This window comes from Pseudomonas sp. TE12234 (genome assembly GCF_054061835.1).
In genome coordinates this window covers 24020-36229 of the sequence record NZ_JBSSEP010000009.1, presented here as the reverse complement: position 1 = coordinate 36229, position 12210 = coordinate 24020, and the positions used below count along the sequence as shown (strand labels likewise).

The following is a 12210-nucleotide window of genomic DNA, read 5'->3' as shown; positions in this document are numbered from 1 at the left end:
GCTATGCACGAATCTCTGTGGCGAGGGAGCTTGCTCCCGCTCGGCGGCGCAGCCGTCGTAAATCCTGCTTACGCGGTCTATCTGAAAGAATGCCCGGGGCCAACTCGCTCGCCACAGGGCGGCGGCCTTCAGATCGTTTGCCAGGTATGCAGTGTCAGGCCGGCGTCGGCAACCACAACCGGAATCGCGCTCCACCCAGCGGCGATGCTTCGACGGTCAAGGTACCGCCCTGCGCCTCCAGTGCACGACGACTGATCGCCAGCCCCAGGCCAAACCCGCCCGTGGCCCGATCACGACTGCGATCCAGCCGATAGAACGGCTCGAAAATCCGCTCACGCTGATCATCCGGAATGCCGATGCCGTCATCGTCCACCCAGATTTCGCAACCTTTGGGGCACACCTGCACGCCAATCTGAATGCGCATTTCGCAGTAACGCATAGCGTTGCGCAGCAGGTTCTGCAAGGCGCGAGCGGTCAGGCGCGGGTCCAGGCTGAAGCGTTCGAGCTGACCATGGAGCAGCACGTCGATGACAATCTCCGGTGATTGTTCTTCATCCACACTGCCCAGAATGCTGTCGATGAATTCGTCCAGCGACACCTCGATCTGCTCCGGCACCCGCGCCGGGATCTGCAGGCGGCTGTAGGACAGCAGTTCCAGCACCAACTCATCGAGTTCACGGATGTGGTCGACCAGCCCTTGCAGGCGCTCGCGGCTGGTGGCCGGCAAGTCGTCGGACAGGGCCAGGGCCAGGCCGAAGTCCAGGCGCGTCAACGGCGTGCGCAGTTCATGAGAAACCGCGTTGAGCAAATCACGCTGCTGATTCAGCAGGTTTTCGATATCGCCGGCCATGGTGTCGAAGACGTTCGCCAGGCTGCCGATGTTGGAACTGGGGGCAATCTGCGTGCGCTCACTCAAGTGGCCCTTGCCGAAGCGCTCAGCGGCACGTTTGAGCCGCTCCAGATCGCGCCAGTGCGGACGCAGCCACAGTAACAGGCACGCGAGCATGGTCGCGCCGATCAGCACGTTGATGCTCCAGTACAGCAGGTTGACGTCCAGCGGGTCCGGCGGTACGACCATTTGCACCACGGTGCGCTCATTCAGCGGCGCCACCGCCAGGGTGCGCCAACCCCAGTCGCCGATGCGCACCACGTTTTCACCGCGTTGCAAACGTTGTTGTTCATCAACGGAAAAACTGGCGTCGTCATTACTGCTGAGCACAATGTGCAGCGGCCGGAAATCCTCGTCCATTTCGGCTGCCAGGGCTGGCCACTGCTCGACCGGAACCGCCTTGAACTGCTTGACCATGAGGGTTTGCAGCCCTCGGGAATAATCGAGGTTGTAGGTGACAAAACGCTCGTGGAAGACCTTGATCACCAGGTCCGGCACCAGGTAAATGGCGGCGCTGAACGAGACGATGGTCACCAGGTACAGGCGAAAGAGGATTCTGAACATCGGCTCAGCATTCCCACTCGGAACGGCTGAAGAGGTAGCCCTTGCCCCACACGGTCTTGATCTTGCGCGCTTCGCCGGCGTGATCGTCGAACTTGCGTCGCAGCTTGGAGATCGCCACGTCCACCGAACGGTCGGTGCCGTTGAACTCGATGCCGCGCAGGCGTTGCAGAATCTGGTCGCGGCTCAGCACTTCGCCGGCATGCCGGGCCAGCACCACGAGCAGGTTGTATTCGCCGCTGGACAGTTCGACCAAGTGTCCGCGCCAGGTCACGGTCCGTTCGGACAGGTCGATGCACAGGTTGCCCATGAGGATGCGGTCGTTGGCGGTCTGCGGTTCACTGAGGCTGCTGCGTCGCAGCAAGGTGCGGACCCGGGCCAGCAATACGCGCGGTTCGCAGGGTTTGGTGACGTAATCGTCAGCACCCATTTCCAGGCCCAGCACCTGATCGTGGCTGTCGTCGCGGGCGGTGAGCATCAGGATCGGCAAGCTCGCCGAATCGGCGCGCAACAGGCGACACACTTGCAGGCCGTCCAGCCCCGGCAGCATCAGGTCGAGGATCACCAGGTCCGGCGGATTGAGCCGCGCCCGCTCGCGCACATGATCACCACGGCTGATCACGCTGACGGAGTAGCCATTGCGTTCCAGGTAGCTGGCAATCAGCTCGGCGAGTGCGGTGTCGTCTTCGACCAGGAGGATGTTGGGCATGTGGGTGTTCCAGAAAGTGCTGTGGCGCCTGATAGACCGCAATCGCGAGCAGGCTCGCTCCCACAAGAGACCTCAAGTGGGCACAAGTTCTGTGAACACCACCGAACCACTGTGGGAGCGAGCCTGCTCGCGATAGCAGTCGACCAAGCGCAAATGAAATCAAGGCCTGCAGGATATACGCCCACACGCACACCTGAGTAAAACCCTTACACAATTTCACACAGCGCCTACAAAGCTTCACCGCTACCCTCGCCGGCGCCCAGTAGGATGCTGGGGTCATTATTGGGGTCATTCATGTCTAAAAATCTGCTTGCCAGGCTCAGTCTTGTAGCGCTGGCGTTGACGCTGAGCGCCTGCGACAAGTCCTCCAACGCCGAAGAACAGGCACCGTTGGCCACCGTTCGCATCGAAACCATCGAAGCCCGACCGCTGTCGATCAGCAGTGAACTGAGCGGGCGGATCGTGGCGCCACGCATCGCTGAAGTGCGGGCCCGCGTGGCCGGCGTGGTGTTGCAGCGCACCTTCCGCGAAGGCAGCGACGTGAAGAAAGGCGATGTGCTGTTTCGCATCGACCCGGCCCCGTTCAAGGCCGACCTGGAAAGCGCCGAAGCGGCATTGCGCAAGGCCGAGGCCAATGCGTACCAAGCCAGACTGCAAGCGCAACGCTACGCCCAGTTGATCAACGACAAGGCCATCAGCGGCCAGGACTACGACAACGCGCGCGCTGCCGAGCGACAAACGGCGGCCGACGTCGCCGCCAACAAGGCCGCGGTGGACCGGGCAACCCTCAACCTGGGGTACGCCACCGTTACCGCGCCGATCTCCGGGCGCATCGGTCGCGCGCTGGTCACCGAAGGCGCGCTGGTGGGGCAGAACGAAACCACGCCGCTGGCGCTGATACAACAACTGAACCCGATCCACGCCGACCTCACCCAGTCGACCCGCGAACTCAACGACCTGCGCCGGGCATTCCGCTCCGGTCAGTTGAAAGCAGTCGGTCAAGGACAGGCCAGGGCCACGCTGATCCAGGACGATGGCAGCCTGTACCCGTTGCCGGGCAAGTTGCTGTTCACCGACATCACGGTCGATCCAGGCACCGGGCAGATCATCCTGCGCAGCGAATTCCCGAATCCGGACCTCGACCTGCTGCCGGGCAGTTTCGTGCGCGTGCGCCTGGAGCAGGCGGTCAATCAGCAAGGCATCAGCGTGCCGCAACGGGCCATCCAGCGTGACAGCGCCGGGGTGGCGCAGGTGCTGCTGCTCGATGACCAGCAGCGGGTCGGCCAGCAACCGGTCGAACTGGGCCCGGTGCAAAACGATCGCTGGGTCGTCACCGGCGGTCTCAAGCCCGGCGACCGCATTGTCGTCGAAGGCCTGCAACACGCCCGACCCGGTGAAAAAGTGCAGATCGACGACTCCCCTCTTCCACTCGCCCAGGTTTCTGACCAGTAAGCAGGACGCTTGTTTATGCCGCAGTTCTTTATCGACCGCCCGGTGTTTGCCTGGGTGGTGGCGTTGTTCATCCTGCTGGCCGGTGCCCTGGCCATACCGCAGTTGCCGGTGGCGCAGTACCCCGACGTCGCGCCGCCGCAGATCGAAATCTATGCCCTGTACCCCGGCGCCTCGGCGCAGACCGTGGACGAGAGCGTGGTCAGCCTGATCGAGGAAGAACTCAATGGCGCCGATCACCTGCTGTATTTCGAATCTCAAAGCAGTCTGGGCAGTGCCACGATCAAGGCGACCTTCCAGCCCGGCACCGATCCGGAAATGGCCCAGGTCGATGTGCAGAACCGCTTGAAGGTCGTGGAATCGCGCCTGCCGCAAGCGGTGACCCAACAAGGCTTGCAGGTCGAGAAAGTCTCCGCCGGGTTCCTGCTGTTGATCACCCTGACCTCCAGCGACGGCAAGCTCGACGATGTGGCGCTCAGCGATTACCTGGCGCGCAACGTGATGAACGAGATCAAGCGTCTGGACGGCGTCGGCAAGGCACAGCTGTACGGCGCCGAACGGGCGATGCGCATCTGGATCGACCCGCAGAAACTGCTCGGATTCAACCTGACGCCCGCCGATGTCAATGCCGCCATCGTGGCGCAAAACGCCCAGGTCTCGGCGGGCAGCATCGGCGACTTGCCGAGCCGCACCACCCAGGAAATCACCGCGACCATCCTGGTCAAGGGCCAGCTGTCGACGCCGGAGGAATTCGCCGACGTGGTGCTCAAGGCCAACCCCGATGGCTCCACCGTGCGCATCGGCGATGTCGCCAGGGTCGAGATCGGCAGCCAGGACTATCAGTTTTCCACGCGCCTGAACGGCAAGCCCTCGACCGCCGTCGGCGTACAACTGTCGCCCGGCGCCAACGCCCTGAGCACCGCGACGCGGGTGCGGGCGAAGATGGATGAACTGTCGCGCTACTTCCCGGCCGGGGTGCAATACAAGATCCCGTACGACACGTCGCCGTTTGTGAAAGTCTCGATCACTAAAGTGGTCTACACCCTCGGCGAAGCAATGCTGCTGGTGTTCGCGGTGATGTTCCTGTTCCTGCAGAACATCCGCTACACGCTGATCCCGACCCTGGTGGTGCCGGTGGCGCTGATGGGCACCTTTGCGACCATGCTCGCGCTGGGTTTCTCGATCAACGTACTGACCATGTTTGGCATGGTGCTGGCCATCGGCATTCTGGTGGACGACGCGATTGTGGTGGTCGAGAACGTCGAGCGAATCATGGCCACTGAAGGCCTGTCGCCCAGGGAAGCGACACGCAAGGCGATGAAGCAGATCACCGGCGCGATCATCGGCATCACGCTGGTGCTGGTGGCGGTGTTCATTCCGATGGCGTTCATGCAGGGCTCGGTCGGGGTGATTTACCGCCAGTTCTCGCTGTCGATGGCGATCTCGATCCTGTTCTCGGCGTTCCTTGCCCTGACCTTGACCCCGGCACTGTGCGCGACGCTGTTGCAGCCAATTGCCAAGGGCGAGCATCACGAGAAAGGTGGATTCTTCGGCTGGTTCAACCGTCGTTTCGAACGACTCACCGAGCGTTATCAGGGTTGGGTCGCCTATGCACTCAAGCGTACCGGCCGCTATCTGTTGATCTACGGTGTGCTGCTGGTGGGTTTGGCTCTGTGCTTTGTGCGCCTGCCCTCCTCGTTTTTGCCGGTGGAAGACCAGGGCTATACCATCACCGACATTCAATTACCGCCGGGCGCGACCAAGAATCGGACGGTGCAAGTGGCTGAGCTGATCGAGGCGCACAATGCCGGCGAACCCGGTATCGGTGACAGTGTGGTGATTCTCGGTTTCAGCTTTTCCGGCAGTGGACAGAATGCCGCGCTGGCGTTCTCCACGCTCACGGACTGGTCGCAGCGAGGCAGCGACGACTCGGCGGGGTCGATTGCCGACCGCGCCAACATCGCCCTCAGCCAGATCAAGGACGCCATGGCCTTTGCGGTGCTGCCGCCACCGGTCGACGGCCTCGGCACCTCCAGCGGTTTCGAGTTCCGCCTGCAGGATCGCGGTGGCCTCGGTCACGCCACGCTGATGCGCGCCCGCACCGAGTTGCTGGCCGCCGCCGAGAAAAGCCCGATCCTGATGAACGTGCGCGAAAGCGCCCTGGCCGAAGCGCCACAAGTGCAACTGATCGTCGACCGCAAACAGGCGAATGCGCTGGGGGTGTCCTTTGCCGGCATTGGTGGCGTGCTGTCCACCGCCGTTGGCTCGACCTACATCAACGACTTCCCCAATCAGGGGCGGATGCAGCGGGTGGTGGTGCAGGCCGAAGGCGATCAACGCAGTCAGGTCGAGGATGTGCTGAAGATTCACGTGCGCAACAACGCGGGCGACATGGTGCCACTGTCGGCGTTCGTCCAGGCCAGATGGACCCAGGGCCCGGCGCAATTGACCCGCTACAACGGCTACCCGGCGATCGCCATTTCCGGCGAACCGAAACCCGGTCACAGCACGGGCGAAGCCATGGCGGAGATCGAGCGACTGGTCGCGTTGGGCCCGGCGGGATTGGGTCAGGAATGGACCGGGTTGTCGTTGCAGGAACGCTTGTCCGGCAGCCAGGCACCTATCCTGCTCGGCTTGTCGCTGCTGATCGTGTTCCTGTGCCTGGCGGCGTTGTACGAGAGTTGGTCGATCCCGACCTCGGTGCTGCTGGTGGTGCCATTGGGCGTGCTCGGCGCGGTGCTGGCGGTGACCTTGCGCGGCATGCCCAACGATGTGTTCTTCAAGGTCGGGCTGATCACCATCATCGGTCTGTCGGCGAAGAACGCGATCCTGATCATCGAATTCGCCAAGAGCCTGTACGACGAAGGCCATGACTTGATCGATGCCACGTTGCAGGCCGCGCGCCTGCGGTTGCGGCCGATTGTCATGACTTCGTTGGCGTTCATCCTTGGCGTAGTGCCGTTGGCGATTGCCACCGGCGCAAGTTCGGCAAGCCAGCAAGCCATCGGCACCGGGGTGATTGGCGGAATGATCACCGCGACCCTGGCGGTGGTGTTCGTGCCGGTGTTTTTTGTGGTGGTGATGAAGCTGGTGCGTAAACGCCACAAAAACATCTGATCAATACCACCGATGACTTGTGGGAGCCTGCTCGGTCCCACAAGGGCTTCATGGTGTGAGGATTGTGGTCACAACCGACCGCCCTGGGCTAAGGTGTTGGCACTACCCCGACCCATCGAGCGCTCATGCCCTTCCTCACCCACACCCACCCTCGCCTGTCCACCGCCCTGGCACTGGGCATCGCGGCGGGCATTCTGGTTCCGGCCGATTCGGTCATCAGCAAGATACTCATCGGCTGGAATGCCGGGGTCTGGACTTACCTGATCCTGATGTCCTGGCTCGTCGTGCGCTCCAAAGCGGCGGATGTGAAACGCATTGCCGACATCGAAGACGAAAACGCCGGGCTGGTGCTGTTCGTGGTGTGCATTGCGGCGATTGCCAGCCTGGCGACCATCACCTTCGAACTGGCCGGCAGCAAGGACCTGGAAATCACCCGCAAACTTCTGCATTACGGTTTCACCGCGTTGACGGTCATCGGTTCGTGGCTGTTGATCGGGGTGATTTTCAGCGTGCATTACGCGCGGCTGTATTACACCTGGCAAGGCAAGGAGCCGGCGCTGCGCTTTGCCGAGGGCTTGACCACCCCCAATTACTGGGACTTCCTGTACTTCTCCTTCACCATCGGCGTGGCGGTGCAGACGTCCGATGTGGGCGTGGCGACCCGTGAGATGCGCAAGATCGTGCTGGCGCAGTCGCTGATCGGGTTTTTGTTCAACACGGCCATTCTCGGGTTTTCGATCAACATCGCCGCAGGGCTATTTGGGTAACTCGTCATTGGTCAGTGGTTATCTCCGGGGCGCGTTGAACTAAGGTGCGCCCTCGATTTCAACCCTTGCCGACGCAGGCGCGGAGTGATTACCGCTGAGATCCAGCGCACACACCTCAAATGAGTATGTACCGGGAGTCAGGTCAACGGCAGTGTAATGGGTCAATGGTGTGCGATCGAAATACTGCTGATTGTTGTAGATAACGTAATCACAAATACCGACGTCATCGGTGGATTCATCCCAGGCGAGCGTGACGGAATCAAGGGTCGAACTCATCTTGCGCAGGTTTCCCGGAGTGCTGGGTGGGATGAGGTCCCGGGGTTCATAAACAATGACAGTGGGTTCGGATAACTGCCCGTATATGTCAAAAGCACTGACGCTGATCTTGTACTCCGTGTCCGGAATCAAGTTATTGAGGTGAATACTTTGAATGAACAACACGTCTTTCAGGTGTTCGTCATCCTTCAAGATTCTTACGCCCGTTGCCGAATCACCCTCCGAGAATTCCCACTCCAAGCTGGCTGAGCTGGAGCCCAGTGCACTGATACTGACAGTCGGTGCATTGGGTCCAGGCGCAGGCGCCTGCCCTGTTGTTTTGAAGACGCTTATCGGGCTGCGCTGGGAGAGGTTTCCCTCCTTGTCACGGGCGCGCACGAAAACGTAGTGATAGGCACCCGGGGTCAAACTATTGAAGGTCATTTCAGTGTCCGGACTACTGAACACCAGAAATCCGTTCAAGGTAATCCGATAGCCGGTGACAGCCGCGTTATCGCTCGAGGGCTCCCAGGATATTTTTGCGGAAGTGTCTGTTACATCAGTGACGACGGGGGCTCCAGGCTGGCTTGGAGGGATTGTGTCGGCCAGTGTCGCCTCCAGAGTCATCACTTCAGAGCTGTCTCCGTCAAGTCGGGCGTGTACCGCAAACTTGAAGTGATGCGGAGCTGGTCCCGAGGATAGATCCGACAACTTGAAGTTGTAGCCCCAGCGACCAGGGGCAGCCGTAAAATTTTTGCCGTTGATGGATATTTCATGGGTCGGGCGTTTTTTGAATAGTGGGTCCCACGCCAGCCTACAGATCCCGTTGAAGTGGCTGAACCTCAGATTGGTTGGGGGTCGCAGGCGGGTTTTAAAAGCAATCGCAACAGGTTCCGAACTGCCTGCTGCATTGATCGCCAGTACCTTGACCCGATAGTCGCTATGATTTTGCAGGTGCGCAATCAGGACATATGGCTGGGCGGTCTGCTTGATGAGAAAGTCGTTCAGAAAAACTCTATAGCGAATATCCCCGCCATTGTCAGTGGAAGGGGTCCAGCTCACTTTTACAGAGGTACTGGTTAAATCGCTCAGTTCCAGAGGGCCCGGTCTGGTGGGCGCGAGCAACTTGAACTTGAACAAGCGCAACGGACCAGGCTGCGAAATATTATTGTTGGCAGCTATTGCCTTGACGTAAAGCAGGTACTCGGAATCTGGGTTTAACCCCGTCAACTCAACAGGCGGTCGGGTCACGCTTCTTGTTTGAATACCTTCTCCGAACACTTCATAACCAATGGCATCCGGACACAGCTTGCAGGTTGAATAGGGCTCGTCCCAACTCAACAAGGCACTTGTCGGGGCATTTCGTGCGCCTTTCAAATTACCCGGAGCACAAATTTGAACCTCATCCGTTGCAGTGCCGACGGCGGATGAAGCGGAGTCAAACTGGTTCATGTCTTGGAGCCTCTGCACAAGTAAATTCCCATTAGTAAAAAACACCCGAGTCAACTGCACCACTATCAGAACTGTGAGTGGCAATGCAGTGTGTTTGTGCTAAAGCGGGTCGGCTTGTGGGGGGTGACAATCGATATCCAGTGCACAAACGTTCTAGCCGTCACCCGCGATACGAGCGTTAAATGAGCCGAAAAAAATCCATCTCACAGGTGCAGCATGACGTCTCACAACTGGATCGACCTGGCCCAGGATGCCGACACCGGCATCGAGACCCTGCGTGCGCATTTCGAAGGCCACGCCTACGACCCGCACTGGCATGACAGCTATCTGGTCGGCGTGACCGAGCAAGGTGTGCAGCAATTCAACTGCCGGCGAGCCAGGCACCAAAGCACACCGGGTAAGGTGTTCTTGATCGAGCCGGGAGACATTCACGACGGCGAAGCCCCGACCGATGACGGTTTCACCTACCGCATGCTGTACCTCGACCCACAGTGGTTGCAGCGCGAACTCGCCGCCGTGTTCGACAAGGCCCCCGACCACGGCCAATTGAGCTTCGCCAACACCCTGGCAACCGACGCACGCCTGGCTCAGGCCACCAGCCTGGCCTTCGAAACCCTGCATCGCGGCGAACTGAAAATCGTCCGGCAAACCGCCCTGGATGGTTTGCTCGAACGCCTGACCTGCCATTTGCACTGGCGCACCCGCTATGGCGAAGACCCACGCCTGCCCCGTGTGGCGCAGAAAGCCCGGGAATACCTGCACGCCAACGCCCAGTACGACATCGGCCTCGATCAACTGGCTGCGGCTACCGGCGTCGACCGTTTCCGCCTGACCCGTGCGTTCAAGGCCGCCTATGGCATCGCGCCCCACGCCTATCTCGTGCAATTGCGTCTGGCCAAGGCTCGGCGAATGCTGGCCCAAGGCGAACAACCAGCGGCGGTGGCCATGGCGCTGGGCTTCGCCGACCAGAGTCATCTCGGCCGCTGGTTCGTCCGTGCCTACGGCCTGACACCGGCGCTGTACCGCAAGCGCTGCTCAAATCTTCCAGACAGGTAACGCCGGGATTGTGAAGATCGGCTTCACTGATCTTCACCGGAGTTTGCCCGCGATGTTCGCCTCTTTTCCGACGTTACTGCCCTTCCTGCTGTTTGCCTTTGTCGCTGCGATCACGCCCGGCCCGACCAATATTCTGCTGCTGAGCAACACTGCCCGGTTCGGCGTGGCGGCGGCCATTCCGATCATCCTCGGTGCCTGCGCCAGCGCTGCAGTCCTTGTGCTGCTGGTGGGTACCGGGGCCGGGTCTGCGTTGACGGCCTGGCCGTTGTTGCAAACCGTCATGCAATGGGTCGGTGCAGGGTGGCTGACCTATCTGGCCTGGCAGATTTTTAGCGCTCCGGCCCAAGCCATCAGCGCTCAAGCAACCGATGCACGCCTTGGACTGTGGGGCGCTGCCGGCCTGCAATGGATCAACCCGAAGACCTGGTTGATGGCGCTGGCGGTGGTCAGTGTGTTTGCCGGAGTAGACGAAAATCGACTGGTCCATGTGCTCTACCTTTCCCTGGCGTTCTTCGTGATTGCGGTGCCATGCCTGAGCGCGTGGGCGCTGCTCGGTGCCGTGTCCTCGCGCTGGTTGCGTTCGGCAACGGCCGTGCAACGCTTCAACCGTGGCATGGCCCTGTTGCTGCTGGGTTCGGCGTGGTGGAGCGTGCTGGGGTAAGCGCCACTCGTCGCCGGTTGTCGGACAATTGTTCATCCGGGGCTTGACGGCGAATTGGCTTTTGGTGTCTTCTGAAACCGGTTTCAGAGGTGCAGCACACGCACCCGACCTGATAAATCCAATAAGAAGGTTTCAGACCGTGAACGATTTCTCCGCCGCCCAGCGCAGCCGCGTGACCATGCTCGACGTGGCCGAACACGCCAAGGTCTCCAAGGCCAGCGTTTCGCGGTTCATCGGCGACGACCGCGCCCTGCTCTCCGATGCCATCGCCCAGCGCATCGAGCAAGCCATTGCCGAATTGGGTTATCGCCCGAACCAGATGGCCCGTGGCCTCAAACGCGGACGCACCCGCCTGATCGGCATGCTGGTGGCCGATATCCGCAACCCTTATTCAATTGCCGTGATGCACGGGGTGGAAACCGCCTGCCGTCAGCACGGCTACAGCCTGGTGGTGTGCAACACCGACCGCGACGACGAGCAGGAACGCCAGCACCTGGCCCTGCTGCGCTCCTACAACATCGAAGGCCTGATCGTGAACACCCTCGGCCATCACCGTGACGAGTTGCTCGAACTGCACCGTGAAATGCCCCTGGTGCTGGTGGACCGCAAGGTCGAGCACCTGGAGAGCGATATGGTGGGCCTGGACAACCCCGCAGCGGTCGAGATGGCCCTCGCCCACCTTGAAGAACGCGGCTACCGCGATGTGTTGCTGGTGACCGAACCCTTTGACGGCACCAGTTCACGCATCGAGCGGGTCGCCAGCTTCAAGGCGCACATCGAACAACGCCCGGCCCTGCGCGGCACGCTGGTCGAAACCGGCAGCGATCTGAGCGCACAACTCAAAGCCTTTCTCGACTCACCCGGACCGGGTCCCAAAGCGCTGTTCTGCGCCAACGGGATTGCGGCACTGGCCAGCACCCATGCGCTGCGTGAGCTCAAGTGCAACCTGTTTGAAGACGTGGGCCTGATCGCCCTGGATGATCTGGAGTGGTACCCGCTGGTGGGCAGCGGCATCACCGCCCTCGCCCAGCCGACCACGGCGATTGGCGCCAGTGCGTTCGAGTGTTTGCTCAAGCGGTTGCGCGGGGATGATGGGGCGGTGCGCACGCTGGATTTTCCGGCGCGGCTGATTGTTAGAGGGTCCACCCTTGGGAATTTGCGGTGAATGTTCTGGCCCCATCGCGGGCAAGCCCGCTCCCACAGGAGTCTCTGGGGTACACACCATTTGTGGACGACACAAAACGCTGTGGGAGCGGGCTCGCCCGCGATGGGGCCCTAAAGATCACTATTTTTT

At 61.0% G+C, this 12210-nt stretch carries 9 protein-coding genes; 6 read left to right on the top strand and 3 right to left on the bottom strand.

The genetic code is table 11. The features are described 5' to 3' along the window. Positions 1 to 154: 154 nt before the first annotated feature. A complete protein-coding gene (locus ACVWYU_RS15555; protein WP_247255694.1) occupies positions 155 to 1453 on the bottom strand; it encodes an ATP-binding protein in 1299 nt (432 codons plus the stop codon). Between the two features lie 4 nt (positions 1454 to 1457). After that, positions 1458 to 2159: a response regulator transcription factor gene (locus ACVWYU_RS15550; protein WP_090322183.1), complete on the bottom strand. Its 702-nt coding sequence runs from the start codon at positions 2157 to 2159 to the stop codon at positions 1458 to 1460. 294 nt (positions 2160 to 2453) lie between these two features. Between ACVWYU_RS15550 and ACVWYU_RS15545 the strand changes: the two genes are divergently transcribed. From ACVWYU_RS15545 to ACVWYU_RS15535, 3 genes are all read left to right on the top strand, one after another. Next, positions 2454 to 3611: an efflux RND transporter periplasmic adaptor subunit gene (locus tag ACVWYU_RS15545; protein ID WP_457373060.1), complete on the top strand. Its 1158-nt coding sequence runs from the start codon at positions 2454 to 2456 to the stop codon at positions 3609 to 3611. 15 nt (positions 3612 to 3626) lie between these two features. Continuing rightward, a complete protein-coding gene (locus ACVWYU_RS15540; protein ID WP_457373059.1) occupies positions 3627 to 6725 on the top strand; it encodes a multidrug efflux RND transporter permease subunit in 3099 nt (1032 codons plus the stop codon). 125 nt (positions 6726 to 6850) lie between these two features. After that, positions 6851 to 7492 carry a DUF1345 domain-containing protein gene (locus ACVWYU_RS15535; RefSeq protein ID WP_457373058.1) on the top strand — a complete coding sequence of 214 codons (642 nt, stop codon included), beginning with the start codon at positions 6851 to 6853 and terminating at the stop codon, positions 7490 to 7492. A 39-nt stretch (positions 7493 to 7531) separates the two neighbouring features. On the opposite strand, the gene ACVWYU_RS15530 is transcribed toward ACVWYU_RS15535, so the two are convergent. Beyond that, the gene (locus ACVWYU_RS15530; RefSeq protein WP_457373057.1) at positions 7532 to 9199 is read right to left on the bottom strand and encodes a fibronectin type III domain-containing protein; all 1668 of its coding nucleotides are present in this window, start codon (positions 9197 to 9199) and stop codon (positions 7532 to 7534) included. 216 nt (positions 9200 to 9415) lie between these two features. Here ACVWYU_RS15530 and ACVWYU_RS15525 point away from each other — a divergent pair, with 216 nt between their 5' ends. The 3 genes from ACVWYU_RS15525 to ACVWYU_RS15515 all read left to right on the top strand — a co-directional run bounded on the left by ACVWYU_RS15525 (position 9416) and on the right by ACVWYU_RS15515 (position 12081). Then, positions 9416 to 10255: an AraC family ligand binding domain-containing protein gene (locus ACVWYU_RS15525; RefSeq protein WP_457373056.1), complete on the top strand. Its 840-nt coding sequence runs from the start codon at positions 9416 to 9418 to the stop codon at positions 10253 to 10255. Between the two features lie 52 nt (positions 10256 to 10307). Continuing rightward, the gene (locus tag ACVWYU_RS15520) at positions 10308 to 10916 is read left to right on the top strand and encodes a LysE family translocator (RefSeq protein WP_457373055.1); all 609 of its coding nucleotides are present in this window, start codon (positions 10308 to 10310) and stop codon (positions 10914 to 10916) included. Positions 10917 to 11055: 139 nt separating this feature from the next. Next, positions 11056 to 12081: a LacI family DNA-binding transcriptional regulator gene (locus ACVWYU_RS15515; RefSeq protein ID WP_457373054.1), complete on the top strand. Its 1026-nt coding sequence runs from the start codon at positions 11056 to 11058 to the stop codon at positions 12079 to 12081. Positions 12082 to 12210 lie beyond the last annotated feature (129 nt).